This is a genomic window from Pseudomonas sp. LAMO17WK12:I10, from assembly GCF_900215185.1.
GTDB classification, from domain to species: domain Bacteria; phylum Pseudomonadota; class Gammaproteobacteria; order Pseudomonadales; family Pseudomonadaceae; genus Aquipseudomonas; species Aquipseudomonas chlororaphis.
The window spans coordinates 181150-206996 of sequence record NZ_OBDX01000004.1 but is presented as its reverse complement, the minus strand read 5'-3'; the positions used below and the strand labels follow the sequence as shown (position 1 = coordinate 206996).

General features: G+C 58.8%; 27 protein-coding genes and 4 tRNA genes. 13 read left to right on the top strand and 18 right to left on the bottom strand.

Translation table 11 applies throughout. The features are described 5' to 3' along the window. Window positions 1-25 precede the first annotated feature (25 nt). From flgD to CRO75_RS07050, 5 genes are all read right to left on the bottom strand, one after another. Window positions 26-754, bottom strand: coding sequence for a flagellar hook assembly protein FlgD (flgD, locus tag CRO75_RS07070; RefSeq protein ID WP_097134843.1), 729 nt, complete (start codon window positions 752-754; stop codon window positions 26-28). 15 nt (window positions 755-769) lie between these two features. Continuing rightward, a complete protein-coding gene (gene flgC, locus CRO75_RS07065) occupies window positions 770-1213 on the bottom strand; it encodes a flagellar basal body rod protein FlgC (RefSeq protein ID WP_007921629.1) in 444 nt (147 codons plus the stop codon). Between the two features lie 3 nt (window positions 1214-1216). Next, entirely contained in the window at window positions 1217-1624 is a 408-nt protein-coding gene (gene flgB / locus CRO75_RS07060) for a flagellar basal body rod protein FlgB (RefSeq protein ID WP_007921628.1), read from the bottom strand. Between the two features lie 243 nt (window positions 1625-1867). Further along, entirely contained in the window at window positions 1868-2695 is an 828-nt protein-coding gene (gene cheR / locus CRO75_RS07055; RefSeq protein WP_007921627.1) for a protein-glutamate O-methyltransferase CheR, read from the bottom strand. Window positions 2696-2739: 44 nt separating this feature from the next. Further along, window positions 2740-3672 (bottom strand): chemotaxis protein CheV, encoded by a 933-nt coding sequence (locus CRO75_RS07050; RefSeq protein ID WP_007921626.1) that lies wholly within the window; start codon window positions 3670-3672, stop codon window positions 2740-2742. Between the two features lie 72 nt (window positions 3673-3744). On the opposite strand from CRO75_RS07050, the gene flgA reads away from it, so the two are divergent. The 4 genes from flgA to CRO75_RS07030 all read left to right on the top strand — a co-directional run bounded on the left by flgA (window position 3745) and on the right by CRO75_RS07030 (window position 6337). Next, window positions 3745-4506, top strand: a complete 762-nt coding sequence (gene flgA, locus CRO75_RS07045; protein ID WP_097134842.1) for a flagellar basal body P-ring formation chaperone FlgA — start codon at window positions 3745-3747, stop codon at window positions 4504-4506. 150 nt (window positions 4507-4656) lie between these two features. Then, complete coding sequence (flgM, locus tag CRO75_RS07040; protein ID WP_009045139.1) at window positions 4657-4977, top strand: flagellar biosynthesis anti-sigma factor FlgM; 321 nt, start codon at window positions 4657-4659, stop codon at window positions 4975-4977. A gap of 50 nt (window positions 4978-5027) precedes the next feature. Continuing rightward, a complete protein-coding gene (locus CRO75_RS07035; RefSeq protein ID WP_007921623.1) occupies window positions 5028-5495 on the top strand; it encodes a flagellar protein FlgN in 468 nt (155 codons plus the stop codon). 95 nt (window positions 5496-5590) lie between these two features. Then, complete coding sequence (locus CRO75_RS07030) at window positions 5591-6337, top strand: flagellar brake protein (protein ID WP_053262279.1); 747 nt, start codon at window positions 5591-5593, stop codon at window positions 6335-6337. A 57-nt stretch (window positions 6338-6394) separates the two neighbouring features. On the opposite strand, the gene CRO75_RS07025 is transcribed toward CRO75_RS07030, so the two are convergent. Continuing rightward, window positions 6395-7777: an MFS transporter gene (locus CRO75_RS07025; RefSeq protein ID WP_097134841.1), complete on the bottom strand. Its 1383-nt coding sequence runs from the start codon at window positions 7775-7777 to the stop codon at window positions 6395-6397. 70 nt (window positions 7778-7847) lie between these two features. Further along, window positions 7848-9089, bottom strand: a complete 1242-nt coding sequence (locus CRO75_RS07020; protein ID WP_177409732.1) for a glutamine synthetase family protein — start codon at window positions 9087-9089, stop codon at window positions 7848-7850. Between the two features lie 478 nt (window positions 9090-9567). On the opposite strand from CRO75_RS07020, the gene speB reads away from it, so the two are divergent. Further along, entirely contained in the window at window positions 9568-10524 is a 957-nt protein-coding gene (gene speB, locus CRO75_RS07015) for an agmatinase (RefSeq protein ID WP_097134839.1), read from the top strand. A 50-nt stretch (window positions 10525-10574) separates the two neighbouring features. Further along, complete coding sequence (locus CRO75_RS07010) at window positions 10575-11504, top strand: LysR family transcriptional regulator (protein ID WP_239990566.1); 930 nt, start codon at window positions 10575-10577, stop codon at window positions 11502-11504. On the opposite strand, the gene CRO75_RS07005 is transcribed toward CRO75_RS07010, so the two are convergent. Together CRO75_RS07005 and CRO75_RS07000 are read right to left on the bottom strand one after the other, a co-directional pair. Beyond that, window positions 11492-12184 carry a HAMP domain-containing sensor histidine kinase gene (locus CRO75_RS07005; protein ID WP_097134838.1) on the bottom strand — a complete coding sequence of 231 codons (693 nt, stop codon included), beginning with the start codon at window positions 12182-12184 and terminating at the stop codon, window positions 11492-11494. The genes CRO75_RS07010 and CRO75_RS07005 overlap by 13 nt on opposite strands. Then, window positions 12181-13785 (bottom strand): tetratricopeptide repeat-containing response regulator, encoded by a 1605-nt coding sequence (locus tag CRO75_RS07000; RefSeq protein WP_097134837.1) that lies wholly within the window; start codon window positions 13783-13785, stop codon window positions 12181-12183. Before CRO75_RS07000 ends, CRO75_RS07005 begins: the two co-directional genes overlap by 4 nt. 386 nt (window positions 13786-14171) lie before the next feature. Between CRO75_RS07000 and CRO75_RS06995 the strand changes: the two genes are divergently transcribed. The 4 genes from CRO75_RS06995 (at window position 14172) to CRO75_RS06980 (ending at window position 18263) form a co-directional block, all read left to right on the top strand. Further along, window positions 14172-15104, top strand: coding sequence for a phytanoyl-CoA dioxygenase family protein (locus CRO75_RS06995; RefSeq protein WP_097134836.1), 933 nt, complete (start codon window positions 14172-14174; stop codon window positions 15102-15104). Between the two features lie 77 nt (window positions 15105-15181). Further along, window positions 15182-16750: a glycosyltransferase family 61 protein gene (locus CRO75_RS06990; RefSeq protein ID WP_097134835.1), complete on the top strand. Its 1569-nt coding sequence runs from the start codon at window positions 15182-15184 to the stop codon at window positions 16748-16750. After that, entirely contained in the window at window positions 16747-17145 is a 399-nt protein-coding gene (locus CRO75_RS06985; protein WP_097134834.1) for an FdtA/QdtA family cupin domain-containing protein, read from the top strand. The genes CRO75_RS06990 and CRO75_RS06985 overlap by 4 nt, the downstream gene beginning before the upstream one ends. Then, on the top strand, window positions 17142-18263 hold the full coding sequence (locus CRO75_RS06980; RefSeq protein WP_097134833.1) for a DegT/DnrJ/EryC1/StrS family aminotransferase: 1122 nt from the start codon (window positions 17142-17144) through the stop codon (window positions 18261-18263). Before CRO75_RS06985 ends, CRO75_RS06980 begins: the two co-directional genes overlap by 4 nt. A 57-nt stretch (window positions 18264-18320) precedes the next feature. Here CRO75_RS06980 and CRO75_RS06975 read toward each other — a convergent pair whose 3' ends face one another. Then, a complete protein-coding gene (locus CRO75_RS06975; protein ID WP_239990565.1) occupies window positions 18321-19460 on the bottom strand; it encodes an ankyrin repeat domain-containing protein in 1140 nt (379 codons plus the stop codon). A gap of 98 nt (window positions 19461-19558) precedes the next feature. Next, a tRNA-Arg gene (locus tag CRO75_RS06970) sits at window positions 19559-19635 on the bottom strand. A gap of 298 nt (window positions 19636-19933) precedes the next feature. Between CRO75_RS06970 and CRO75_RS06965 the strand changes: the two genes are divergently transcribed. Both CRO75_RS06965 and CRO75_RS06960 read left to right on the top strand, forming a co-directional pair. Then, window positions 19934-20176, top strand: coding sequence for a hypothetical protein (locus CRO75_RS06965; RefSeq protein ID WP_097134896.1), 243 nt, complete (start codon window positions 19934-19936; stop codon window positions 20174-20176). Window positions 20177-20200: 24 nt separating this feature from the next. Then, window positions 20201-20380, top strand: coding sequence for a PA3371 family protein (locus tag CRO75_RS06960; protein WP_097134832.1), 180 nt, complete (start codon window positions 20201-20203; stop codon window positions 20378-20380). Here the strand turns inward: CRO75_RS06960 and phnN are convergent. Next, entirely contained in the window at window positions 20355-20939 is a 585-nt protein-coding gene (gene phnN / locus CRO75_RS06955; protein WP_097134831.1) for a phosphonate metabolism protein/1,5-bisphosphokinase (PRPP-forming) PhnN, read from the bottom strand. The genes CRO75_RS06960 and phnN overlap by 26 nt on opposite strands. Window positions 20940-21320: 381 nt before the next feature. On the opposite strand from phnN, the gene CRO75_RS06950 reads away from it, so the two are divergent. Beyond that, window positions 21321-21647, top strand: coding sequence for an Arc family DNA-binding protein (locus CRO75_RS06950; RefSeq protein ID WP_003178899.1), 327 nt, complete (start codon window positions 21321-21323; stop codon window positions 21645-21647). A 142-nt stretch (window positions 21648-21789) separates the two neighbouring features. Here CRO75_RS06950 and mgtE read toward each other — a convergent pair whose 3' ends face one another. From mgtE to CRO75_RS06920, 6 genes are all read right to left on the bottom strand, one after another. Continuing rightward, complete coding sequence (gene mgtE / locus CRO75_RS06945) at window positions 21790-23232, bottom strand: magnesium transporter (RefSeq protein ID WP_007921578.1); 1443 nt, start codon at window positions 23230-23232, stop codon at window positions 21790-21792. A gap of 474 nt (window positions 23233-23706) precedes the next feature. Continuing rightward, window positions 23707-23783 (bottom strand) — tRNA-Arg (locus CRO75_RS06940). Window positions 23784-23855: 72 nt separating this feature from the next. Beyond that, window positions 23856-23932: transfer RNA gene (locus CRO75_RS06935), tRNA-Arg, on the bottom strand. 107 nt (window positions 23933-24039) lie between these two features. Next, a tRNA-Ser gene (locus CRO75_RS06930) sits at window positions 24040-24130 on the bottom strand. A gap of 62 nt (window positions 24131-24192) precedes the next feature. Then, a complete protein-coding gene (gene csrA, locus CRO75_RS06925; RefSeq protein ID WP_002554426.1) occupies window positions 24193-24381 on the bottom strand; it encodes a carbon storage regulator CsrA in 189 nt (62 codons plus the stop codon). A 185-nt stretch (window positions 24382-24566) separates the two neighbouring features. Then, window positions 24567-25808: an aspartate kinase gene (locus CRO75_RS06920; RefSeq protein ID WP_007921569.1), complete on the bottom strand. Its 1242-nt coding sequence runs from the start codon at window positions 25806-25808 to the stop codon at window positions 24567-24569. Window positions 25809-25847 lie beyond the last annotated feature (39 nt).

Below are 25847 nucleotides of genomic sequence, written 5' to 3'. Positions count from 1 at the left end.
ACTCCTTGTGCCGCGTTAGTCGGCTCTAGATACCAATGGTTTGAACTTTGGAGAGCGCCACGGGGCTGCTCAGTCCTGCGAAGTTCAACATCAGCTCACCGCCGGTCTGGCTGATGGTGACGCTGTTGACCGTCGCCGGCAGGTAGGTGACCAGGTCGGTCGCCTTGCCATCGATCTTTGTGCTGGCCTTGAAGGTGTAATTGCCCGGATCGGCCTTGGTGCCGTCGGTCTTGGTGCCGTCCCAGACAAAACTGGTACTGCCGGCCTTCTGGCTTCCCAGGTCGAGGGTCTTGACCGTCTTGCCATCCTTGTCGGTGATGGTCACGGTGACGCCGCTGACTCCGGTAGGCACTGTCACCGAACCGGTCATGCTCTTGGTGGTGTCGACCTGGGTGGTACCGGCCTGGACGATCACCGAACGCCCCACCAGGGACGAAGCCTGCAGGGCCTGGGACGACTTATAGTTGCCAGTGATGGAGTTCACCGAGGTATTGAGGGTGGTGATCCCTTCCAGGGTGGAGAACTGCGCCAACTGGGCAACGAACTCGCTGTTGTCCTGTGGGTCCAGCGGGTTCTGGTTTTTCAGCTGGGTCACCAGTAGCTTCAGGAACGCGTCCTTGCCCAGCTCATTTTTCCCCTTGACGCTATTGGTGGCCGCGGCCAGGCCGTCATTGCTGGTGGTCGGGGTTTTCTTCGAGGAGTTCGCAAGGATCTCCTTGAGCGTCAGGCCACTGGTGGTATCGGTAACACTCATCTGAGTCGCCCCTTATCACTGACCGAGGGTCAGGACCTTCTGCATCATGGTTTTGGCAGTGTTCATCATTTCCGCGTTGGTCTGGAACGAGCGGCTGGCGGAAATCATGTCGGCCATCTCTTCCACCACATTGACGTTGGGGTAGTAGACATAACCCTTGGCATCGGCGGCCGGGTGGTTAGGCTCGTAACGCGCCTCGAGGTTGCTCTGGTCCTCGACCACGCCCAGCACCTGAACGCCCTGACCGGCCGCGTCCTGATTCTGGAACAGCGACTCACTGCCACCGCTTTGCGCGCCCTGGAACATGGTGGCGAACACCGGGTGGCGCGCACGGTAGGTCTGGTCGATGCTCGAGGAGACTGTCTCGGCGTTGGCGATGTTACTGGCGACGGTGTTCAAGCGAGTGGTCTGGGCACTCATGCCACTACCGGCAATATTGAAAACACTGGCGAGGGACATGGATTACTCTCCGCGCAGGGCTGACACCAGCCCTTTGAATTTGCTGTTGAGCAGCGTGAAGCTGGCCTGGAAGTTCACCGAGTTCTCGGCGTAGTTCGACTGTTCCAGCTGGGCATCCACGGTGTTCTGGTCGATCGACGGCTGCATCGGTGTGCGGTACAGCAGCGATTCGTCGCCGCTGCCCAGGCCTTCGGCTTCGATGTGCCGGCTGTTGGTCATGTTCAGGGCAAAGGTGCCGTTCTTGGCTTTCTCGTTCTGCTCGGCGAGCACGGCAGAGAAGTCCAGATCCCGAGCCTTGTAGTTCGGGGTGTCGGCGTTGGCGATGTTGTTGGCCAGCACCTCGGCACGCTTGGCGCGAAAGCCAAGAGCCTGCTCATGAATGCCGAGCGCTTTATCGAAGCTGATGCTCATGTCGGGAAACCTTCGACCAGATTTTTCGTAAACGGGATATAGCAAGCCGCGTGCCAAGTGCTCAAAGCCCGTAAATCAAGGCTTTGCTGGCAGCGGCAAAGCGGCAATGCCAGAAAAGCGGCAAGGCATTTCCGCGAAACGTCAGCAAAGCGGCAATGCAGCGGTTGCCGCCTCTTCTGCGCTGGCAAAATCGCGGGCACAAAAAAAGAGGCCCGAAGGCCTCTCTTTTCAACAACGACAATCTTACTTCGCCTGGTAGATGATCCCAGGGCTGCACTGGACCATCTGGTAGTGGTCGGGCAATCCATTGAGCGCCTCGGAAGCCCCGAGAAACAGGTAACCACCCGGCTTCAGGGTGCTGTGAATGCGCATCAGGATGTCCTTCTTCACCTCGGCGGAGAAGTAGATCAGCACATTGCGGCAGAACACGACGTCGAATTTGCCCAGGCTGGCATAGCTGTCCAGCAGGTTGAACGAACGGAACTCGACCCGGCTCTTGATCGGCGCCTTGACCACCCAGCGCCCCGGCCCCTTGGGATCGAAATAGCGCTGCAGGCGGTCAGCCGACAAACCGCGACCGATCGCCAGGCTGTCGTACTCGCCGGTCTTGCAGTTGTTCAGCATGGTCCCGGACAGGTCGGTGGCAACGATCTGCACCCCCATCTTCAGTTGCCCCATGTTGGTCTTCTCGAACTCGTCGATCGACATGGACAACGAATAGGGTTCCTGTCCCGAGGAACAGGCCGCCGACCAGATGCGCAAGCGCTGGTTGGGGCTGGCCTTGATCGCCTCCGGCAAGACCTTGTTCTTCAACACCTCGAATGGATAGGTATCGCGAAACCACAGGGTCTCGTTGGTGGTCATGGCGTCGACCACCATCTCTCGCAAACCGCTGCGCGGCTGGGACTGAATGCGCTGAACCAGCTCCCCGAGGGACTTGATGCCTTGCTGTTCCATCAGTTTGTTGAGACGGCTCGACACCAGATATTGCTTGTTCTCACCCAGCAAGATCCCACAGGCTTTTTCCAGGAACACCCGGAACTGTTCGAAATCCAAATTACCCGTAGACAATGATGCCGCCTCTTAAATCGTGTGACCGCCAGGAATGGATATCCCTAGCTGTTATCTGCTGCTTTGATCCGGTCGACAACCCGGGATGCCAGGTCATCAGGACGAAATTTGGCAAGGAAGTCATCGGCACCGACCTTCTTCACCATCGCCTGATTGAATACACCTGACAACGAAGTATGCAGGATGATGTGCAGCTTTTGCATGCGTGGATCGTTGCGTATTTCGGCCGTGAGGGTGTAGCCGTCCATCTCCGGCATCTCGATGTCGGAGATCATCATCAGAAACTCTTCTTCAGGTTTCTTGCCCTCGTCGACCAGCTTGCGCAAGTAATCCAGCGCCTGTCGACCGTCGTTCAAGGCCACCACCTCGACCCCCACGGTCTGCAGGCAACGCGTGACCTGCTTGCGCGCCACCGACGAGTCATCGACCGTCAGCACGCGCAGTGAAACAGCCTTATGCTGAGTCTCGACATCCACCACGCCCACCGAAATGGTCTCGGGCGTCGGCGCGACCTCGGCCAGCACCTTCTCGACGTCGATGATTTCCACCAACTGATTGTCGACCCGCGTCACCGCCGTCAGGTAGTGATCACGCCCCGTCCCCTTGGGTGGCGGATGGATCTCCTCCCAGTTCATGTTGACGATGCGCTCGACCGACCGCACCAGAAACCCCTGGGTCTTGGTGTTGTACTCAGTGATGATGACAAAGGGGTTGCTCAGATCCTGCAACCCGCCTGAACCGGTGGCCATTGCCAGGTCCAGGATCGGAATGGTCGCCCCTCGAATATTCGCGACACCGCACACCACAGGACTGGATTTGGGCATCAACGTCAGTTTGGGGCATTGCAGCACCTCCCGAACCTTGAACACGTTGATCCCATAGAGCTGCTGCCCGTCGAGACGGAACAACAACAGCTCAAGGCGATTCTGCCCTACCAGTTGCGTGCGCTGGTTCACCGAATCCATTACACCAGCCATGCCCAGACTCCCCAAAGCTTAAGATCCGACGCGCTCATCGCTAAACGGCACGGCGCTTGCTTTTTAACTGTTATGAACGCCAAAACGACATTTTCCCGACGCCTGACATCAAACTACCGCAGATTGCTGTACGGGCTGTCGGCTTTGTTTTTTTTAAACCCTGGCCATCCTGCCGTTGCTGACTCGGTAACCCTGCCTGATCTACTTATCGGCGTCACTCAGGGGTTTCTTGAATTCACCGTAGAAGACTATCTGGAAACCAGTCAAACGCCTGGGCGCTACGAGATCCAGGTCAATCAGCTCGACCCGCGGCTGCGCATGCCGCATTGCGACAAGGAATTGACAGCAACCCTGGAAAGCCCGGCACAGCCGCTGGGACGCGTGACCGTTCGCGTCCGTTGCGACGGCGCCTCGCCCTGGACCGTATTCGTGCCCGCCCAGGTCAAGCTGTTCCGCGAGGTGGTGACCACCACCCGGCCACTCAAGCGCGCCGGCATCATCAGCCCCGAAGACGTGATGCTGCGCGAGCGCGATATCGGCCAGATCAACCAGGGCTATCTGACTTCAGTGGACCAGGCCATTGGGCAGAAGCTTGTCCGACCAATGGTCGCCGACCAACTCGTCACCCTGGTTCACCTGGAACAGGCGGAGGTTGTACGCAAGGGCGATCAGGTGGTGATCTCTGCCCGTAGCGGCACGCTGAACGTGAAAATGCCCGGTGAAGCCTTGTCCAATGGCGGCATGAGCGAGCAGGTCCGGGTCAAGAACCTCAATTCACAACGGGTCATCAAAGCGCGGATCACCGCGCCGGGACAGGTGGAAGTCGCCATGTAGACGACTGGCGCTGTGCACTGTTGCCCCCTAAACTGTGGCCCATGCAGGGCAACAGCGGCGCGTGCGGGCTTATCGATATTTGAGCCTAAAGTTTTCCGGCGTATTGCCGAAAACAAGTCAAGCGTCCAAATACCCAGAGGTTTTTTTACCATGGTCATCGATTTCAGCCGTTTAAACAGCTCTCCCTCACTCACCGGCAGCACGCGCACCAGCGCCAGCAAGGAAACCGGCGACGCCGACAAATCCGCGCCGCTGAACGCTCCGGCCGAACAGGCCAGCACCAGCGGGGAGTCGGTACACCTCAGTAATGAGGCTCAACAGTTGCAGAAGATCACTGACAAGCTGCGCGACCAGCCTGCCGTCGACAACGCCCGCGTGGCCGAGTTGAAGCAAGCGATTGCCGATGGCAGCTATAAAGTCGACAGCAACCGTGTAGCCAGCAAACTGCTTAATTTCGAAGCCCAGCGCTAGCCAATAAGGCCTGCGCCAGTTTTTTGGACGCTTAAAACCCAAGGCCATACATGCACGACACTAATTTGCTGCAACTGATCACCGACGACTTTGCTCCAGCTCAACAATTGCTGGAATTGCTGCGCACCGAATCCCTAGCCCTGCACGGTCGCGACATGCCGCTGCTGGAAGAGATTCTCGCGCAGAAACAAGCCCTGATCATTTTGCTCGAGCAGCATGGCCGCAAACGCAGCGAACTCCTCGCCAGCCTGAACCTTCCTGCCAGCCGCGCCGGCCTGGAACAGTTGGCCAGCCACTCCTCGATTGGCGACCAGTTACTGGCCCAGAGTGACGTGCTGACCCAAATGCTTGCCGATTGCCAGGCGGCGAACGAACTCAACGGTCGCTCGATCCAGGTTCAACAGGCCACCACCGCCAATCAATTGAAAATCCTCACCGGTGGCGAGCCTCCAGCTCTCTATGATGCCCGTGGCTCAACCGCCAAGCTGGCCAAGCCTCGCCCGCTTAGCCAGGCTTGACCCCAGAGATGAGCACGCCCTATCAAGTCGCGGAACATGCTGGCAAAATGCCGGCTTTTGCGTGTAGTCGTATTTTGTCTGGAGATTGATGAACCGTGTTCAATGCCGTAAACGCAGAAGATGCGCCGCAGCCACCCAAGGTGCTGACCACCCCCTTGGAAATCAACTCCACGCTGCGCTTGCTGCAAGACAGCCATGACCCGCTTATCATCACTTTCCACGAACGCAGCCAGCGCTTTCAAAGCTATCTGGTCGAGATCGATCGTGACAGCAACATGATTGCCCTGGACGAAATGATCCCCCGCGATGGCGAACGCTTCATGCTCGCCGGCGAACCGTTTCGCGTCGAAGGCTTTCACGAAGGCGTGCGCATCGCCTGGGAAAGCAATGGCATCCCGACTATCGACGAATCCAATGGTGGGCGATGCTACCGCGGCACCCTGCCAGACGAAGTGGTCTATCACCAGCGCCGCAATGCCTTTCGCGCAGCCCTGAAGCTGGCCCAACTGGTCAACATCGAACTGGGCGGCGAAAAACTCAAGGCGCCGATCGCCGGCAAGCTGCTGGATATCTCCGCCACCGGCTGCAAGCTGCGCTTCGAGGGCGACATCTCCAGCCGCCTGCAACTAGGCCAGGTCTACGAGCGTTTTATCGCCGCCCTGCCCTTCGGCAGCATGACTGCGCCAGTGGAACTGCGTTACCTGCACCACGAAGAGAAGATCGACACGACTTTCGCCGGTGTGCGCTTTCACAACATGAGCGGCCTGGTTCAACGCCAGGTCGAGCGCTTCGTCTATCAGTTGCAACGCGAAGCCCGACGCTTCGACAAAGACGACCTCTGAGATTCGAGCGTCGATAAAAAACGGGCAGTCCCTTGCGGGGCTGCCCGTTTTGCGTTGCTAGGGCCTGGCCCCACTGAACTGGTCCGGCCCTGGCTCATCCGGTTTCACTACCGGCTCCTCAGCCTCAACCTCATCCGTGGCCGGCGTCTCGACCTGAGACTCGGCTTCCGGCGCGCTGGTCTGTTGCATCTGATCTTGCACCACTTGCTCATCGACCCGCGGATCGAGCGCGGCCACCAATGGCGAACTGGACATGCTGTCCGGCATCGCCACGTGATGCAGCGGCGCATCATCGACCTGATGCAGGTTAGTCACGGCTTTCGGCCGGATGCGCCAGACCAGTACCAGGGCAAAGAAACTGAAGAATGCATAGAGCATCTGGCTGCCGAACAACTTCATCAGCACCCCCGCCACCAAAGGCCCGACACTGGCCCCGACGCCATAGGTCACCAGTAGCATCGCCGTCAGCGAGACCCGCCGATCGCCTTCGACATGGTCGTTGGAGAACGCCACCGCCAGCGGGTACAGACAAAACTGCACCAGCGAACAGAGGAACCCCAGGGCGAACAGCACCTCCAGTGGCACCTGGGGCAGAATCGCCAACGGCAAGGCCACGACCGCCAGGAAGCAGGCAAAGCAGCGAATCAGCAGGGCCCGGTCATAACGGTCGGACAGCCATCCCAACGGCCACTGCACCACCAGCCCGGCAAAAATGCAGCTCCCCATGAACAGGCCGACCTGCTCGGTACTCAAGCCCTGCTGGGAGGCATACAGCGGTGCCAAACCATAGAACGAACCGACAATCAGCCCCGACCCGAGCACCGTACTCAGCGACTGCGGAACGCGCTTGATAAAGAAGCGCGGTTCCATGGGCGCCGGATGCAAAGGCGCCGGGTGAATACGCCGGGTCATGGCCACCGGCACCAGGCACAGGGCAAAACACAGGGCCACCAGCATCAGCAACTCAAGCCCGAGGGCCGGGTGCATGACCAGAATCAACTGCCCCAGGACCAGCCCCAGATATGAGGCGATCATGTAGCCGCTGAACACCAGCCCGCGCTGCTTGGCATCGGCCTGCTCGTTGAGCCAGCTTTCGATGACCATGTACTGGCACATCATGCCCAGGCCGACGATCATCCGCAGCACCAGCCAGGCCGGCAACCAGTCCACCAGACCATGCCCCAGCACCGCCGCGCCGACGATCCCGGCACAGGTGGCGTAGGCACGGATATGGCCGACCCGGGCAATCAGGCGGTGGCCGATTTTCCCGCCCAGCACCAGGCCAAAATAGTTGGCCGCCATCAAGGCCCCCACCCATAACCCGTCGACATGATCGGCGGCCAGGCGCAATGCCAAGTAGGTACTGAGTAAGCCCGAACCGATCAACATCATCAGCGAGGCGAAATAAAGCGCTCGAAAGGATTTCCAGATTTGGCGCATCGGCGTTCCGAGCGGCTCCTTGAATTGAGTGTCGGGCCATCTGGACGATAGCCCGACTGCGATGGTTCGGTTAAGCCTGGGCCGCTAAGACGCGCCGCTCCCAGGGAGTTATTTCATCAAAGAAACTGGTCAACTCCATGGTCTTCGAAGCGACGTAACCTTCGACGAACTCATTGCCGAACAATTCCTTGGCCAACTGGCTACGTTTCAGACGCTCAAGAGCGGCATGCAAGGTACAAGGCAGAGATAAACTGTCCGGCACGGCAAACTCACCCTGAATCGCCGGCGTCGGTTCCAGCTCGTTTTCGATACCGTGCAAACCTGCCGCCAGGCTCGCGGCGATCGCCAGATACGGGTTGGCATCGGCGCCCGGCAAGCGATTCTCGACCCGCAGCGCCACCGGCGAACTGGCCGGAATGCGCAGGCCTGCCGCCCGATTGTCATGGGACCAGCAGGCATTGTTCGGCGACGCGTAAGGATGGCACAGACGCTGGTAGGAATTGACGTTCGGAGCGAACAGCGCAGTGAAATCCGCCATCCCCGCCTGCAGCCCGCCAATGAAGTGGCGGAACATCGCGGTCGGCTCTCCTGCCTCATCACTGAACACGTTACGGCCGCTGGCCGACTCCACCAGGCTCTGGTGAATATGCATCGAACTGCCCGGCGTGTGCGCCAGCGGCTTGGCCATGCACACCACGGTCAGGCCATGCTTGAGCGCCACTTCCTTGAGCAAGTGCTTGAACAGGAATGTCTGGTCGGCCAGCAACAGCGGATCGCCGTGCAGCAGATTGATCTCGAACTGGCTGACGCCCATTTCATGCATGAAGGTATCACGCGGCAAGCCCAATGCCGCCATGCAGGCATAGACCTCACTGAAGAACGGCCGCAAACCGTTGTTGGAACTGATGCTGAACGCCGAATGCCCATCCTCGCGACGACCGTCCAGGCCAAGGGGCGGCTGGAAGGGTTGGGTCGGATCGGTATTGGGAGCAAACACGAAGAATTCCAGCTCGGTCGCCACCACTGGCGCCAGGCCGCGAGCGGCGTACCGCGCGATGACCTCTTTGAGCTGGCCCCGGGTGGAAAGACGCGAGCTTTCACCGCTCAACTCGTGCGCATCGCAAATCGCCAGCGCACGTGGCTGCGAACTCCAGGGCAGGCGATGAATCTGTTGCGGATCGGCAGTGAGCGCCAGGTCGCCGTCGTCACTGCCGTAAAAACGCGCGGGTGGATAGCCGCCCATGATGCATTGCAACAGCACCCCACGGGCCATCTGCAGACGCCGCCCTTCGAGGAAACCCTCGGCGGTCATCACCTTGCCCCGTGGCACGCCGTTCAGATCCGGAGTGACACATTCAATCTCGTCAATGCCCGTCAATCGCTGAGCGAGTGAACTGCGGCCATCGGTTGTCATGACTCAATCCTTGTTGTTGTACGAGCCGAGAACGGCGACCCGTACAAAATAGGCTCCGGCTGTTCGGAATATCAAGCAGGGCCACTCGAAATACCCGGATAGACAACCATCATCCGGCATGCCTTCGCAAGGAGCGCTCTCAAGGAACTTGTCACAAAACACAAGCCAGCTTGCCGAGCTGATGATTTATCGGCCTGCCACGCCTGCCCTATGATTTTTTCGCCCCCGCCCACTCGCTTGGCCGGGCTCGGCTGGTGGAGCATGCGCAAGGCCTCTGCTGACCAGCCCGGCCGCCGCGCCGTCCATCGAAATCCATTAACAGCGCTTACCCAGGGAGCAGCCACATGCCGCTCCCATTCGCCACAGGAGCTCCACCATGCCCAATGATTTTCCCCAACCCGTGGACGCAGCGCTGGTGCCACGCTTCGCCGGGATTCCGAGCTTCATGCGCCTGCCCGTCTTTGATGACCCGGCCCAGGTGCAGATCGCCCTGGTCGGAGTGCCCTGGGACGGAGGCACCACCAACCGCGCCGGCGCCAGGCATGGCCCGCGAGAAGTGCGCAACCTCTCCAGCCTGATGCGCAAGGTGCATCATGTCAGCCGTATTGCCCCCTATGACCTGGTGCGCATCGGCGATCTCGGCGACGCTCCCGTCAACCCCATTGACCTGCAGGACTCGCTGTCGCGCATAGAAGCCTTTTTCCGCGACTTGCACGAAGCCGGTGCCGTGCCCCTGGCCGTTGGCGGCGACCATCTGGTGACCTTGCCGATCTTTCGCGCCCTGGCCCGCCAGCGGCCAATCGGCATGGTGCATTTCGACGCTCACTCCGATACCAACGACCGCTATTTCGGCAACAATCCCTACACCCACGGCACACCGTTCCGTCGTGCCGTGGAGGAAGGCCTGCTGGACCCGCGACGCACCGTGCAGATCGGTATCCGTGGCTCGGTCTATTCGGCCGATGACGAGGCCTTCGCTGCCGAGACCGGCATCCGCGTGATCCATATGGAAGAGTTTGCCGAGATCGGCGTCGCCGCCACCCTGGCCGAGGTACGACGCGTAGTCGGTGACGGCCCGACCTATGTCAGCTTCGATGTCGACGTGCTGGATCCGGCCTTCGCCCCCGGCACCGGTACCCCGGAAATCGGCGGCATGACCACCCTGGAGGCCCAGCATTTGATCCGTGGCCTGCGCGGCCTGAACCTGATCGGAGCCGATGTGGTGGAAGTGTCGCCGCCCTTCGACGTCGGCGGCGCCACGGCGCTGGTGGGGGCGACCATGATGTTCGAGCTGATGTGCCTGCTGGCCGAGTCCATCGCCTCTCGCCGCTGACTCGCAGATCCGCGCCGGTGTAGGCTTTGCCCATCCCCTTGCCGCGCCTGATGGAGGCCAATGTGCTGGGCAGCCTATCCGATATCGACCTGCGCATGCTGCGGGTCTTTTGCACCATAGTCGACGCCGGTGGTTTCACCGCGGCCCAGGCCAGGCTCAATACCAGCCTGTCGCGCCTGAGCGTGGTGGTACGCGATCTCGAGGAGCGCCTGGGCTGCTCGCTGTGCCGACGCGGTAGCAGTGGCTTCCAATTGACCGAGGAAGGCCTGGAACTGTTCGATGCTGCGCAGTTGCTGTTTCGCGACATCGAGCGCTTTCGGCAGCAGGCCAACCAACTCGGCGGGCCGGCACGCGACCATCTGCAGATCGGCAATGTCGACAGCATGCTCAGCCTGCCCTGTGCGCCATTGCCCCTGGCCATCAACCTGTTCCGCCAGCGCCTGCCGGAAGTCCGCCTGGGCCTGCACATACTGCGTCCCGACGAGCTTGAACAGGCCGTGCTCGACGAGCGCCTGCACCTGGCCATCGGAGCCTTCCACCACCAGCTCTCCGGGCTGCGCTACCAACCGTTGTTCGAGGAGGAACAAAACCTCTATTGCGCTGCTGGGCACCCGCTGTTTCAACGCAGCGACACCGACCTGACCCTGGAAGAAATATGCAACACACCCTATGTCGGCCGTGGCTACATGGCTGAGAACCAGCGCCCCCATGGCCTTTATTTTTTGCAGAGCGCCACCGTCTACACCATGGAAGCGATTGCCACCCTGGTGTTTTCCGACAGCTATCTGGGTTACCTGCCCAGCCACTATGCCGCCAACTGGGTGGCCAGGGGCCAAATGCGCGCCCTGTTACCGCAGCGCCTGGCCTATCGTTCGACCTTTCACTGCATCACCCGCCAGGGCCAGGAGCCGAAAGCCGCCCTGACCTGCTTTCTACAGGCCCTGGAGCAAGCGCAACAGCAGCTGGCTCAGGGCAGGTAGAGACTGAACACACCGCCGCCCAAAGGCCCGCCGTTGCGAATCTCGGTGCGCCCGCAGACACCGTTGCGCTGATGCAGCGCGGCAATGCGCCCGGCGAAGTACAACCCCAGACCGGTGCTGCCGCTGCTGTGATTGATGCCTTGCACGTAGTCGGCCTGGTTATCGATCATCGGTTGCGGATAACCCTCGCCATCGTCATTGATGGTCAGCACCGTCTGCCCGCCCTCATCGTGCACGCTGACCAGCAACGCATGGCGCGCATAACGAATGGCGTTGTTGATGCAGTTGTCCAGCACCGAGGCGATCAATTCCCGATCGAAGAACCCCAGGGGGGTCAAGGGATCGACCTCATAGGTTGCGGCAATGCCACGACTGACAAATACATCCTGATGGCTGACCAGTTGCGCCTCGATGAAGTCATCCAGTTCGTGGTAACCCGGCTGCACCGGCAACTGGTTGACCCCCAGTTTGTAGAGCCCCAGCAGTTGCACCAGCATGCCGTTGAGATGGGCAAACTCGAACTCCATCACGCCCTGCTCCGGCGTGCCCTGGTGCGCCTGCGGCAGTGCCGCCAGCCACTGGGCATGGGCCTGCATGAGCAGGGTCAGGGAGTTCTTCATGTCGTGCACGGTAGAGGCGATCACCGTGGAAAAGTCGAGAGCCTGTTCGTGGGTATTCATTCGCCAAACGCCTTGCTTCGCAGCTTCTGATAACGCGGATAACGCGCGTCGGTATCGGGCATCAGGCCGACCATTTTCAGGCAGGTCCGGCACTCCTCCAGCAGTGCCGTGTCCTGGGTGATGTCGGTGCCGTGCAATAGCGACTGCGCCATGTTCAGGGCAATACTGATGTTCTTCGGTTGCATGGCCAGGGCCCGACGGAACAGATCCCGGGCCTCGCCCAACGCGCCGGCCTTGTAGCTGCGCACGCCTTGACGGTTCATGTCCGCCGCGGCGTTGGCGGAGTTGAGGATCACCGGGTCATCGGTGAGCTTGGCGATGCCTTCCATCACCTTCGGGTCGTCGCCGTAGATTTCCGCACAGTTTTTCAGCATCGATGCGCCGGCATCGGCCTGTCCCAGCATCTGCAGTTGCTTGGCTACCAGCAACGCCGCTTCCGGGCTCATGAATTGCTCCATCCCGTCCAGACGCAGCATCGCCTGCTCGGTGAGTTTTTCCGCCGTTTCAGCATCGTTGAGCAACAAGCTGGTGGCCTTCATCAGGCGCGCACGAATCTGCAGCCCCGGATCGCTGGGGTTTTCCTTGGCCACCGCACTCAGGGTGCTGTTGATTTCCAGGCGCGTGCGGGTATCCAGGCCCCTCTCGCTGCCCTTGCTGATCAACGCATGGGCCAGGCCAAGGTTGCTTTCCGGATCCTTGAAACGCGATTGCGCGCCTTGCGACACCGCCTGGCGATACGCCTTGGATGCGGTCTCGAAGTCTTCGTTGGTCATCGCCAGCTTGCCCAGCAGCGCTTGCCGGCGCACGGCCAGCGGCGACAGGCGCACCGCCTCCTCCAGCACACTCTGGGCGCGCTTGGAATCACCCTCGGCGAGCAACACATCGGCCATGCCATCGTAGAGCGCCGGCATCATCGGAAAGGCCTTCAAGGCCTTTTCATAGACAGCCTTGGCCTGGGTCACCTGGCCACGCTTGAACAGCAGACGCCCCAGGCCGACATAGGCCCACGGCAACGGGCGATCCGCCAGGATGCTCTCGTACAACCGCTCCAGCGCCTCGTTCTGATTCATGTCACGCAGGGCATCGGCCCGGTAGCGCAGGCACAACGGCGAATAACGCGGATCCTGCTTGCACAGGGCTATGCAGGCATTGAGCACCTCGAGCGGCTTGCCGCGATCGAGCGCCTGCAGGATCGGCTTGAGCAACGACTTGCGCTGCTGCAGCCGCTCCAGCCGCTGAGCCAGGCTGGAGCGGTTGAAAGGCTTGGTCAGATAGGCGTCCGGCTCGTGTTCGAGGGCGCTGAGCACCATCGACTGGCTGGTCTCGGCGGTGACCATGAGAAACACGCTTTCATGGCTGATCAGCTTGTCGGTCATCAGGTCTTCGAGCACCTGCTGACCATTCTTCTTACCGTCGCCCAGGTGGTAATCCTGCAGGATGAAGTCATAACGCTTTTGCGCGCACATGCGCAGCGCCTGCTCGCCTGTATCGGCAGTGTCTACGTCCTTGACGCCCAGCTCACGCAGCATGGACCGGACAGAACTGCGGAAATCCGAGAAATCATCGACGATCAAAAAGCTTTTTTGGTGGTACGCCAGCATCGAAGATTCCAGACCCGTAAAAAAGATGAAGCCCGCGGCAACAGCAGGACACGCTCAAGGTCGTCACCCTTGTTGCCCCCGGACAACGATAATAGCCACAAGCCATCAATGCATTCTACATCAACCTACAATGGCGCCCGCCCGCTCTCGCCGGACACTCGGTCCATGGCCCCGCCATTTGACCTGCAACAACATCCATGGGGTTATCGGCCGATTCCGGCGTTCCCTTATAGATAGTTGCCAAAAGCATTCGATATCCTTGCTCGCGCCGCCCGCCAGCTCCGGTTGCGGCAACTCCATCGGGAATATCAGCCGCACGGCATCAACTTTAAGCCAGCCACGCCGATACCTTGCAGACAGACAGCAACAGTCAAAACGAGCGCAACATGCAAACCTGTATCCAAAACCTCATCGACCAGGGCGCCCATATCTTCGGCGAGATCCTGGACGCTGACCGCACGCAGGCGCTGTACCGCGAAATGATCGCCGCACGGGCCTTCGGGGCCGGGCTGTTCATGGACGAGGCTGAATACCTGGCCCAGGAAAACCACCTCAACGCCAACCCGAACAAGACCTTCAACTTCCTCAATGGCTTCGAGTCGCAGTTGCAGTTCATCGAGCAGGATCCGCGCCTCACTGCGGTCCTCGATGAAGTGCTCGGCGCCGACTATGAGGTGGTGATCAAGAAAGCGGTGTGCGGCGTACCGGACTCATGGCTGCCGGACTGGGTGCGGGAAAAGATCCGCGATGTGAATGTGGCGAACCTGGGGCCCTATATCAAAAAACCCTTTCGCGACATCACCTACTTTCGCGGGATCGACTTCCACCAGGACATCATCGATTGGCCCCAGGGCCGGGTGGAACTCGATCCCTCGACCTTTCTGACCCTGTATGTATACCTGCACGACGTCACCGAAAACGACTCGCCCCTGCACCTAATGCCCGGCACTCACCGCTTTGGCGCCACGCTGTTCCCGCATCGACTGGAACATCAGGAGCACGATCGGTGGACCTACGCCGACGATCATGGGCAGCAGATGACCTGCCAGGATTTCCGGCTGACCGGCGGGCCGGGTTACGTCGGGCTCTGGCATAACTGCACCTTGCATGGCACACGGCCGGTGGCCAACGAGTCGGAGCAGTTCCGACTGTCGCTGCGTTATCTGCTGGGCAAGTCCCGAGGCAATACCGGCAAGACCGCGATCGACACCATCAACGGTGCGATCCAGGGTGAGTTGCAACCGGTAAGGACCCGACGCGACCTGAACGCCAAGGGTATCGCCCAGATCAAGGGCAACATCATCAATAACAATGGCTAGCGTCACCGCTTGAAGCGAACGGGCGAACCGCTCGGGTGACGATTTACCAGCGGCTGCACCAGTAAGACGAGGTCAATGTGTCAACAGGGTTTGGACAAAAAGCGCGGGTGCTGATATTCGGCACCGGCGCCGGCGGCATCAATTTCTACAAGTACAACCGCCGCCGCTACCGGGTGATCGGCTTCGTCGATAACAATCAGCAGAAGCAGGGCCAGCATCTGTTCGGCAAGTTGATCCACTCCCCTCAGCAACTGAGCGCGCTGGTTTTCGACAAAATCATCATCGCCAGCGATTACTACCGTGAGATCTACCCGCAGCTCACCGACAAGCTGGCGATCGATGAACAACGCATTGAAGTGTTCCATGGCGCACAGATCAGCTCGCAACTCCCATGGCTCCAGCGCATTGGCAAACGCCTGGAGCAACTGGGCTATGAACGCATGTGCAAGCAGCCGGGACTGATCAGCGACCTGCTGTATCGACTGTTTTTTCGACGCCAGGATACCCGGCGCCTGGCCTTGCGCTGGCTGGATGAAAGCGACGAGCACAAGGTCCATGTGTTTCGCCCGAGCCAACCGGGCACCAGCCAGCCGCCACGGTTCGTCCATCAATCGACACCGGCGATCACCCTGGAATTACCCGAGGTCGCTCTCTACCACTTCCGCCAGGGGCAGGTCTGTTCGGTGTCCCGTTCGGTGATACTGCCAAATGGGCAATTGGTGCTGGAGCGAGTGCCCACGGCAAAATCCTCGCAAGCCGACTATAGTGCTGCGCACCTGCTCTACCACGGCCAGCGCCTGGCCCTGGTCAGGACCGGCAAACCCATCGAGCTGGAAAAAGGCCTGCTGATCAGCGGCTGTAACGAGCAGAACTATTACCACTGGACGGTAGAAGTCTTGTCTCAACTGCAATTCGTGGCCGAACTGCCACCGCAATATGCGGACTATCCACTGCTGATCTCCAAGAGCAGCCAGAACATTCCCTCGATCAAGGCCATGATCGAGGCGATTGGCGTTGACCGCCCGCTGGTACTCCTGGACAACATCACCAGCTATCAGGTGGCCGACCTGCTGCTGATCAGCGCGCCCAACAACATGATCCCGAACTTCAAAGGCGTGGCGCAGAACAGCGCCAGCAGCGGCTTCGCACGCCCGGAATCGATCAACTTCCTGCGGGAAAAAGCCCTGCGCCTGGCCCATGACATCCCCACCGGCGAACTCCCCAAGCGAGTATTCCTAGCCCGCAAAGGCTTTCTCCGGCACTACAACCAGGCCGAAATCCTCAAGCTGCTGGAACCCTATGGGTTTACCTGCGTGTACATGGAGGAACAGGACATTAGCCATCAAGTGGCGATCATGGCCACTGCCGAAGTCATAGTCGGCCCCACCGGCGCGGCCTGGACCAATCTGATTTTCGCCTCGAAAAACGCCCGCGCGCTGTGCTGGATGGCCGAGGAGTATGGGCAGTTGTCGTGTTTTTCCAACCTGGCGGCAATCGTCGGCGTGGAAATGGACTACATCGCTTACCGGGTGGGCTCGACCGACTCCCGAGAACTGTATTACCGAAATTATCGGGTCGACGCCAAGAGCGTTGAAAACTGGCTGCAACAGCATTTGTCGAAACGGCTCGAAGGGGAGACGCGATGAAGATTCACATTCTGCCGCTGCAGACCCACGGCGATGACCGTGGTTCGCTGATCGCCCTGGAAGAGGGGAAAAACATCCCCTTCCCGGTGAAGCGGGTGTACTACATGTTCAATACCGGTGAAGGGGTTCGCCGCGGCTACCACGCTCATAAGACCCTCAAGCAGGTGGCCATCGCCGTACGCGGCTCGTGCCGTTTCCTGCTGGACGACGGTCGGGAAAAAATCGACATCACCCTGGACAATCCTTGCCAGGGCCTGCTGATCGAATCCTTTATCTGGCGTGAAATGTATGACTTCTCTCCAGACTGTGTGCTGATGGTCCTGGCCGATCAACTCTACGAAGAAGGCGACTATGTTCGAGACTATGCCCAGTTCATGGAGATGGTCGGACAATGACTCAAATGATGAATATTCCGTTTCTGGATTTGAAAGGCATCAATCACGAATATGCCGACCAGCTCAAATCCGCTTGCAGCCGTGTGATCGACTCCGGCTGGTACCTGATGGGGCGTGAGCTTGAGCAATTCGAGGCCGCGTTCGCCGATTACTGCGGCAGCCGGCATGCCATCGGCGTCGCCAACGGCCTGGATGCCCTGACCCTGATCCTGCGCGCCTGGAAAGAGCAAGGCCGGCTGCAGGCCGGTGATGAAGTGGTAGTGCAGAGCAACACCTTTATCGCCACCATCTCGGCCATTCTGGAAAACGATCTGGCGCCGATCCTGGTAGATGTCGACCCTGCCACCCACAATCTGGAGATCGAGGCCGTCGAACGGGCCATCTCGGAAAAAACCCGAGTGATCCTGCCAGTGCATCTTTATGGGCAGCTGTCGCCGATGCCGCAGATCATGGCGCTGGCCCACAAGCATGGCCTGCTGGTGCTCGAAGATGCCGCCCAGGCCCATGGCGCCGAGCTGGCCGGGCGCAAGGCCGGCAACTGGGGCGATGCCGCGGCTTTCAGCTTCTACCCCGGGAAGAACCTCGGAGCCTTGGGCGACGGCGGAGCCATCACTACCAACGACGCCGAGCTGGCAACCCTGGTCCGGGCGCTGGGCAACTACGGTTCGCGCGTCAAGTACCAGCACGATCATCAGGGGGTGAACAGCCGCCTCGATGAAATCCAGGCCGCGATGCTGGGAGTGAAGCTGGCACACCTGGACAGCGATACTGCCCGTCGACGCAGCATCGCCCGCTACTACGGCGAACACATCCGGCACCCGGGAATCACCCTGCCCTCGGTGACGACTGCGAGCGCCCATGTCTGGCACCTGTATGTCATTACCTGCCCATGGCGCGATCAGCTGAAGGCGCATCTGGCCGAGCTTGGCATCCAATGCCTGGTTCACTACCCACTGGCGATCACCGAGCAGCGGGCCTACCGTGATCTGGCCAGGACCTCCCAGGCATCCCGGGCGCCGCTGCATGACTCGATCCTGTCATTGCCGATCTACCCGACATTGGGCCAGGAACAACAGCAACACATTGTCACCGCCATCAACCAGTTCACCGCCCACTGATGCGCCTGTTGCGAGGTGCCTAGACAGCACCTCGCAACTGAGCGAACTGCTCGCTCGTCACATAGTCGGCGAGTGCCCGACCGCAATGGTCGGCAGCCTCCAGCCTCGCTCCTTGCGCAGCAACAACTGAAAGGTTCTACGACAACGCCCGGCGAGGTAGGCGTCCTTGGCATACATCAAGGGCGTCGTGCCTTTGTTGTTGGGCCGCTCCGGGTCGGCACCTTGCTGCAACAGCCAGTCAACCACCTCATAGGCACCCGCATAACTGGCGACGATCAGCGGCGTCCAGCCTTGCGGGTTGGCATCGTTGTAACCGGCAATATTGGCCTGCAGTGCCACCACCGCCTCCAGATCTCCTCGTTCACAAGCCTTGAGCATCTCCGGCAACCGATCAAAATTCAGCCGGACGTCATAATCGATGGTGCAGAGCTCGACATAATCGTCAGTTGTGCTGATCAGGGTCCCGGCCTTGAATTGCGAACGCCCAGGCAGAATCGTCGCCGAGACCACCGGTTTCCCATCCCAGCGCAAGAATTGATATTCACGAAAGGCAAACGCCCTGATCTGGTTGCGCAGCGCCCAGGCCGTCGACAGCGGATCGATCTTCAACGCCCCATAGTCGATGGCGTCCTTTGAAAAGTAGCTGGATCCCACCGCACTCTGTGGCTGCGCTCTGACACCATCATCGAGCAACCTGGCAAACCACTGCTCCAACAACTGGCCGGCATGCTGGTTAAAGGCGAAATAGAGATCGCGGCAGGTCCACCAGGACGGGATCGGAAATACCTGCTGCGCGACGATGTCCCCGGTATCGATACCCCGGTCAATGAAATGCAGGGTCACACCCGCCTCGGCCCTGGACTCCAGCAACGGCCAGACCGAGGTAAACATACCCTTGTATTCGGGCAGCCTCGAGAAATGAATGTTGAACACACGGCTGATGGAGAAGCGCCCTGGCACGACGATCCGGTCGAACTCCAGGGAAATGAATGCGATGGACGCGACTTCATAAGCCGCCTCCAGGCTGATCTCACGCACGCCATACTTTTGCGCGGCCGCCCGCAACGAACGTTGCCAACCATCGACGCCCGTATCGTTACGGTTGCAGACCACGGCAATTTCGTCGGGCGAAAATTGTCGCAGAGCCCGTTCCAGGCCAAATACCGAAATATTGTTTTTTCCAGCAATGACAATCATGGGTGACTCCACAGCATCGAGAACTGCGTGTACCAAACGTAGCCGTTACCAGGAAATAAAGACGAAAACCACGTTTGGCCTGAAAGCCCGGAAATAGATGGTGTCCCAGGGCAGGTTCGAACTGCCAACCTTCCCCTTAGGAGGGGGATGCTCTATCCAATTGAGCTACTGGGACAAATTGACCACCGCGTGTACTGCCGCGGCGCAAAGGACGGCGTGCATGTTAACGGTCAGCCCTGCTTTTGTCATGTTGTGAGTAGGGCTTTTTAACCGGTGGCGGCCCCTGACCATCAGGCAATTTGCCAGAGCTGCCGTGCAAATTGCATCACTGCAAAAAGCCATCATTGCAGAATGCAATCCACCGTCTTATAAAAACCCTAATAAATCATTGTTTTTAAAGAGTTTATTAGAGGTTAGACTCTTGGCATGAGCGCTGCTTCCTCTCTATGAAAGAACAGTGGAGATCAAAGCCCATGAACAGCGCCCTTCTTCTATCGAACGCCATTGCCATCGCCGTACTGGTGATCTTCCACTTTCAGCCTGATGGCTACGCGGATCAGAGCACCCAGTACAGGGCCCATTACGTGCAATACCAGGCCCCGCAATTGGCTGTGATGAGCAGCGCATCGGAGAGTCCTGGCATGGCACAGGTCGCCGACGCCCCAGAAGCCGTTGTTCTACCTGCCAATCCAAGACCCGAAAGCTGGGTATTTTGAATATCCCCCATCAGGAGCCTGTTAATGTCCCGACTTGCCAAAGGCCTTCTCATCCTGGCAATACTCAGTGCCACACTGGCTTGCTTCACCACTGAAAATACTCTGGGTGATGCGCCCTTGGTTGCCTGTGGTGTTTTTTCCGGCCTGTTCCTGCTGGCGCTGGCGTTGGGACGTAAGATCAAGTTCGACCCTGTATTGCGCTGATCCCCTGCGATCTCAATAGCTTCAGGAAACGCTCAAGCGTCACGGACAATTCGCTCGAGTTGTCCAGAAAAAACACAGACTCTCCCAGCACAGACCCGCCCTCAGCGGAAAAAAGAGCGCTTCTCTTGAGCCTCGCCTCGATCTGCGTCGCGCTTTCGCGACCGCGGTTCATCAGTCTTTGCCGCAGCACGTCGATGTCCACCGTTAACAGAATCGCCAAAAGCTCCGGATAACGCTGGCGAGCCTGATCCAGGTGAGCCCTGGAGCCATTGATCAGAACATGACGCCCACTGGCCAGCCATTCGTCGATCTGCACGGGAATTCCGTAGGCCAGGCCATTGGCCCGCCAGCACAAGGCAAAGGCGCCCTGCCGCTCAAGGCGCTCGAACTCGTCAGCACTTACCCCATGGGCCGCTTCCCCCACAGATTCCGCGGAACGGGTGATTACCCGCCGCACCACATCACAGCCGAGCTGCGCCAGAGGACGGCGCGCAGCCTCGATCAGGCTGTCCTTTCCCGATCCGGAAGGCCCCATCAAATAAATCAATCTGCCTGGCATTCGAAGACTCCATGGCACTCACAACCTAGTAAATCGGCAATTTGCCACTATCCTGTACAAGGTAGGAAACAATGATCGGATCCGCATGCATGCCCGTCTGGCGACGCACAAGCGCACCACCATCGGACATCAGGACGCGGGCAGATAGGCGGACCAGGCAATCTTTTCAAACCAGTCCGCATTTCTGATAATTGGTGCTGGCATAACGCCTTTACCCAGTTCAATATTTGTCACAGAATTGACGCCAAGGATCTGGCTATTTTGAGGCATGATGCGGGCCTCTTAACAATTCAGGTTGAACATTTGGCAGCAACGCTTGTCCTAACTGACATCCCGCGGCCAATTCCGAGAACCGCTCCCCTGAACTAACCGGTTAAATATATGCGCCCATTGAAACAGGCAATTTATTCCAGCCGTACGGCTGACAAGTTCGTCGTACGTCTACCCGACGGGATGCGTGAACGCATTGCCGAGGTGGCTCGCAATCATCACCGCAGCATGAACTCCGAAATCATCGCGCGCCTGGAACAGAGTCTTATTCAGGAAGGCGCCTTGGGTGAAGAGTTGAGCATGCGCCTGGACAGCCCAGAACTCTCCTTGCATGAACGCGAACTGCTTCAACGTTTCCGTCAACTTTCCCACCGCCAGCAGAATGCTCTCGTTTCGCTGATCGCCCATGACGCCGAAATGGCCGCAGACGCTTCCTGATTCGACCTCGAAAGCTAGAGCCAGCCTTGTGCTGGCTTTTTTTTGCGCGAAATTTGTTGCTCGAACGCTACAAACACAGAAGTCTGGATGGCAAGAGGATGGAGAAAACGATACAGCCCCATTAGAGGGGCTGTATGCGGGATCAAAGCAGGAAGATGGTGGCCAGCCCAAGGAAGATAAAGAAGCCGCCACTGTCGGTCATGGCCGTGATCATGACGCTGGCTCCCATGGCTGGGTCGCGCCCCAGACGCGCCAGCGTCATCGGAATCAGAACACCCATCAGCGCCGCCAGCAACAGGTTGAGCGTCATGGCCGCCGTCATCACCACACCCAACGACCAACTGCCGTAGAGCAGGTAAGCCACCACACCGATGACTCCGCCCCAGACCAGGCCGTTGATCAAGGCCACCGCCAGTTCCTTGCGCATCAGACGCGAGGTATTGCCGGTGCTGACCTGGTCCAGCGCCATGGCGCGAACAATCATGGTGATGGTCTGGTTACCCGAGTTGCCGCCAATACCCGCCACGATCGGCATCAGGGCCGCCAGGGCCACCAGCTTTTCGATGGAGCCTTCAAACAGACCGATTACTCGCGAAGCGACAAATGCGGTGATCAGGTTGATTGCCAGCCAGGCCCAGCGGTTGCGCAGGGAACGCCAGACCGAGGCAAAAATGTCTTCTTCTTCACGCAGACCGGCCATGTTGAGGACTTCGGTCTCGCTCTCCTCACGAATCAGGTCGACCATTTCGTCGATGGTCAGACGGCCGATCAATTTGCCGTTCTTGTCGACCACCGGCGCCGAGATCAAGTCGTAGCGCTCGAATGCCTGCGCAGCGTCGTAGGCATCTTCGTCCGGATGGAAACTTACCGGGTCGCTGGCCATGACTTCCGAAACCTGTTTCTCCGGATCATTCACCAGCAACCGCTTGATGGGCAGCACACCCTTGAGCACGCCGTCATAGTCGACGACGAACAGTTTGTCGGTATGGCCTGGCAACTCTTTGAGGCGGCGCAAATAACGTAGAACCACTTCAAGGCTGACATCCTCACGGATGGTCACCATCTCGAAGTCCATCAACGCACCGACCTGCTCCTCGTCATACGACAAGGCGGAACGAACGCGCTCGCGCTGCTGGCCGTCCAACGCCTCCATCAGCTCATGGACAACGTCTCGCGGCAGCTCGGGGGCCAGGTCAGCAAGTTCGTCGGCGTCCATCTCCTTGGCAGCAGCCAGGAGCTCATGATCGTCCATGTCGGCGATCAGGGTTTCACGTACGGAATCGGATACTTCGAGCAGGATGTCGCCGTCACGCTCGGCCTTGACCAACTGCCAGACAGTCAGACGCTCGTCGAGCGGCAAGGCTTCAAGGATGTAGGCAACGTCGGCAGAGTGCAGATCGTCGAGCTTGCGTTGCAGCTCGACAAGGTTTTGCCGGTGGACCAGGTTCTCGACCCGATCCTGATGATGACCTTCCTGACGATGAGTCAGGTCTTCGACCACCCGCTGGCGCTGCAGCAGCTCAACGACTTGAGCGAGGCGATCCTGCAGGCTGTCTTGTGTTTTCTTTACTTCTACTTCGGTCATAGGCGAACTCCACTCCCAGCAGAGGAGCACGCCGGAAGGATCAATCAGTCAATTCATGATTGTAAAAACGGGATACTGAGTAACTACTGGGTAAGTCCATGGAGGTATTCCACAAGCCCCGGCGGGGCTGACGGGCGCAATCATACACCGCTTGACGGCTTTAAACGTTAAAAAATCATGGCAAGAACAAGCGCTTGCGGCGCAAAGCTGAAGAAGCGCTGAATCTATGAAGCTGCGACGCACCATCCGAAAAAGAAAACACACCCCCGACGAAAAAACTGCGCCCGGAACGCGCTCCCGCTATCGATTCACAATTGCCGGGAGTTTTCGAAAGGCCACATCAAAAGGACAGGCACACGCTGAATACGACGCCAGAATGATCGCGACGTTCAAACAGAGGAACCAATAAAGAAGGGAGAAAATCCAAACGGCAGAAAGCAAAAAGCCCGCAATAAATGCGGGCTTCTTGGTATATGGTGCACTCGACAGGATTCGAACCTGTGACCGCTCGGTTCGTAGCCGAGTACTCTATCCAGCTGAGCTACGAGTGCAATTTGTGTTTTTAGACCAGACCACAACTGGCTGAAGCCAAGTTATCCACATTACTGCAAACAACTCTTAAATGGTGCACTCGACAGGATTCGAACCTGTGACCGCTCGGTTCGTAGCCGAGTACTCTATCCAGCTGAGCTACGAGTGCATTTGTTGCCGCGCATTATAGGCCGTTAAATCTTTTTGTAAAGCACTTTTTCTAGTAATTTCAACAACTTACAGAAGAAGCCAGATTACAACGAACTAAGCAAATAATGGCGGAGAACGGGGGATTCGAACCCCCGACACCCTTTTGAGGTGTACTCCCTTAGCAGGGGAGCGCCTTCGGCCACTCGGCCAGCTCTCCGCAACACGGGGCGTATATTAACCAGCTTTCTCCCCGTTTGCAAACAAAAAAAACGATAAAAATTAATGGCTTGGTTCTTCGTCCTTCTCTTTCTTTATCCGCAGGTAAATTTCTTCCCGGTGCACCGCTACCTCTTTAGGGGCGTTGACACCGATACGCACTTGATTTCCTTTGACGCCAAGCACGGTCACGGTGATTTCGCCATCACCAATAATCAGGCTTTCTGCGCACCGACGAGTCAGAATCAGCATACCTTTCTCCTCACGCATTTCATTTCAGGGACAACAGTCTGCAAAAAAAAGGGTATCGACCTACAACCAGGACGGCCGTAGCCCTACACGCCTAAGTATTGACTAGCGCGAGCAAAAGAACAGTTTTCTGTCACGCCGATCAAAAAAACAAAGGGCGCGGTAAACCGCGCCCTTCGGGCAACGCATCACTCGCCCTGTCGGGCCGGAGCGTCCAGTTCGAAAGCCGTGTGCAGAGCGCGCACAGCCAGTTCCAGGTACTTCTCTTCGATCACCACGGAAACCTTGATTTCCGAGGTCGAGATCATCTGGATGTTGATGCTTTCCTTGGCCAGTGCTTCGAACATGCGGCTGGCAACACCCGCGTGGGAACGCATGCCGACGCCAACGATCGAGACCTTGGCGATCTTGGTATCGCCTACCACTTCCCGGGCGCCGATTTCACGGGCAGTGTTTTCCAGCACTTGCTGGGCTGCCAGGTAATCGTTGCGGTGCACGGTGAAGGTGAAGTCGGTGGTGTTATCGTGCGAAACGTTCTGCACGATCATGTCGACTTCAATATTCGCGGCACTGATCGGGCCAAGAATCTTGAAGGCCACGCCGGGAGTGTCTGGCACGCCACGGATGGTCAGCTTGGCTTCATCGCGGTTAAAAGCGATGCCGGAAATGATCGGCTGTTCCATGGATTCCTCTTCATCAATAGTAATGAGGGTACCCGGACCCTCCTTGAAGCTGTGCAGTACGCGCAGCGGAACGTTGTACTTGCCGGCGAACTCGACCGCGCGGATCTGCAGCACCTTGGAACCCAGGCTGGCCATTTCCAGCATTTCTTCGAAGGTGATCTTGTCCAGGCGCTGGGCCACGGACACCACGCGCGGATCGGTGGTGTAGACGCCGTCGACATCGGTGTAGATCTGGCATTCGTCAGCCTTCAGGGCTGCCGCCAGTGCCACGCCGGTGGTGTCGGAACCGCCACGACCGAGGGTAGTGATGTTGCCGTGCTCGTCGACGCCCTGGAAACCTGCGACCACAACCACGCGACCAGCCTTCAGGTCACCGCGAATTTTCTGATCGTCGATCTGCAAAATGCGCGCTTTATTGTGCGCGCTATCGGTCAGAATCCGCACCTGGTTGCCGGTATAGGAGACTGCCGGCACGCCGCGCTTGATCAGCGCCATGGCCAAAAGTGCGATCGTCACCTGCTCACCGGTGGAAACGATCACATCCAGCTCGCGAGGAACCGGCTGACCGTCGCCGCTGATTTGCTTGGCAAGGTCGATCAGACGGTTGGTTTCGCCGCTCATGGCCGACAGCACAACCACCAGGTCGTCACCGGCTTCGCGGAATTTTTTCACCTTGTCGGCGACCTGCTCGATTCTTTCGACGGAACCGACCGAGGTGCCTCCAAATTTCTGTACGATCAAAGCCATTTCTAAGCCGCCTCAGCCCGTAAAGGGGCGCCCATTAAT

What these genes read in the sequence shown, in the direction of transcription:
- CRO75_RS06920 (WP_007921569.1), bottom strand. Translation starts at nt 25,808, where the DNA reads ATGGCTTTGATCGTACAGAAATTTGGAGGCACCTCGGTCGGTTCCGTC.
- CRO75_RS07020 (WP_177409732.1), bottom strand. Translation starts at nt 9,089, where the DNA reads ATGACCGCCGAGGGTTTCCTCGAAGGGCGGCGTCTGCAGATGGCCCGT.
- flgD (WP_097134843.1), bottom strand. Translation starts at nt 754, where the DNA reads ATGAGTGTTACCGATACCACCAGTGGCCTGACGCTCAAGGAGATCCTT.
- flgB (WP_007921628.1), bottom strand. Translation starts at nt 1,624, where the DNA reads ATGAGCATCAGCTTCGATAAAGCGCTCGGCATTCATGAGCAGGCTCTT.
- flgC (WP_007921629.1), bottom strand. Translation starts at nt 1,213, where the DNA reads ATGTCCCTCGCCAGTGTTTTCAATATTGCCGGTAGTGGCATGAGTGCC.
- CRO75_RS06975 (WP_239990565.1), bottom strand. Translation starts at nt 19,460, where the DNA reads ATGATTGTCATTGCTGGAAAAAACAATATTTCGGTATTTGGCCTGGAA.
- CRO75_RS07035 (WP_007921623.1), top strand. Translation starts at nt 5,028, where the DNA reads ATGCACGACACTAATTTGCTGCAACTGATCACCGACGACTTTGCTCCA.
- CRO75_RS07005 (WP_097134838.1), bottom strand. Translation starts at nt 12,184, where the DNA reads ATGAATACCCACGAACAGGCTCTCGACTTTTCCACGGTGATCGCCTCT.
- CRO75_RS07000 (WP_097134837.1), bottom strand. Translation starts at nt 13,785, where the DNA reads ATGCTGGCGTACCACCAAAAAAGCTTTTTGATCGTCGATGATTTCTCG.
- flgA (WP_097134842.1), top strand. Translation starts at nt 3,745, where the DNA reads ATGAACGCCAAAACGACATTTTCCCGACGCCTGACATCAAACTACCGC.
- CRO75_RS07050 (WP_007921626.1), bottom strand. Translation starts at nt 3,672, where the DNA reads ATGGCTGGTGTAATGGATTCGGTGAACCAGCGCACGCAACTGGTAGGG.
- CRO75_RS07010 (WP_239990566.1), top strand. Translation starts at nt 10,575, where the DNA reads ATGGAGGCCAATGTGCTGGGCAGCCTATCCGATATCGACCTGCGCATG.
- CRO75_RS06960 (WP_097134832.1), top strand. Translation starts at nt 20,201, where the DNA reads ATGTCCCGACTTGCCAAAGGCCTTCTCATCCTGGCAATACTCAGTGCC.
- phnN (WP_097134831.1), bottom strand. Translation starts at nt 20,939, where the DNA reads ATGCCAGGCAGATTGATTTATTTGATGGGGCCTTCCGGATCGGGAAAG.
- CRO75_RS06950 (WP_003178899.1), top strand. Translation starts at nt 21,321, where the DNA reads ATGCGCCCATTGAAACAGGCAATTTATTCCAGCCGTACGGCTGACAAG.
- CRO75_RS06985 (WP_097134834.1), top strand. Translation starts at nt 16,747, where the DNA reads ATGAAGATTCACATTCTGCCGCTGCAGACCCACGGCGATGACCGTGGT.
- CRO75_RS06995 (WP_097134836.1), top strand. Translation starts at nt 14,172, where the DNA reads ATGCAAACCTGTATCCAAAACCTCATCGACCAGGGCGCCCATATCTTC.
- speB (WP_097134839.1), top strand. Translation starts at nt 9,568, where the DNA reads ATGCCCAATGATTTTCCCCAACCCGTGGACGCAGCGCTGGTGCCACGC.
- CRO75_RS06980 (WP_097134833.1), top strand. Translation starts at nt 17,142, where the DNA reads ATGACTCAAATGATGAATATTCCGTTTCTGGATTTGAAAGGCATCAAT.
- csrA (WP_002554426.1), bottom strand. Translation starts at nt 24,381, where the DNA reads ATGCTGATTCTGACTCGTCGGTGCGCAGAAAGCCTGATTATTGGTGAT.
- CRO75_RS07025 (WP_097134841.1), bottom strand. Translation starts at nt 7,777, where the DNA reads ATGCGCCAAATCTGGAAATCCTTTCGAGCGCTTTATTTCGCCTCGCTG.
- flgM (WP_009045139.1), top strand. Translation starts at nt 4,657, where the DNA reads ATGGTCATCGATTTCAGCCGTTTAAACAGCTCTCCCTCACTCACCGGC.
- mgtE (WP_007921578.1), bottom strand. Translation starts at nt 23,232, where the DNA reads ATGACCGAAGTAGAAGTAAAGAAAACACAAGACAGCCTGCAGGATCGC.
- CRO75_RS06965 (WP_097134896.1), top strand. Translation starts at nt 19,934, where the DNA reads ATGAACAGCGCCCTTCTTCTATCGAACGCCATTGCCATCGCCGTACTG.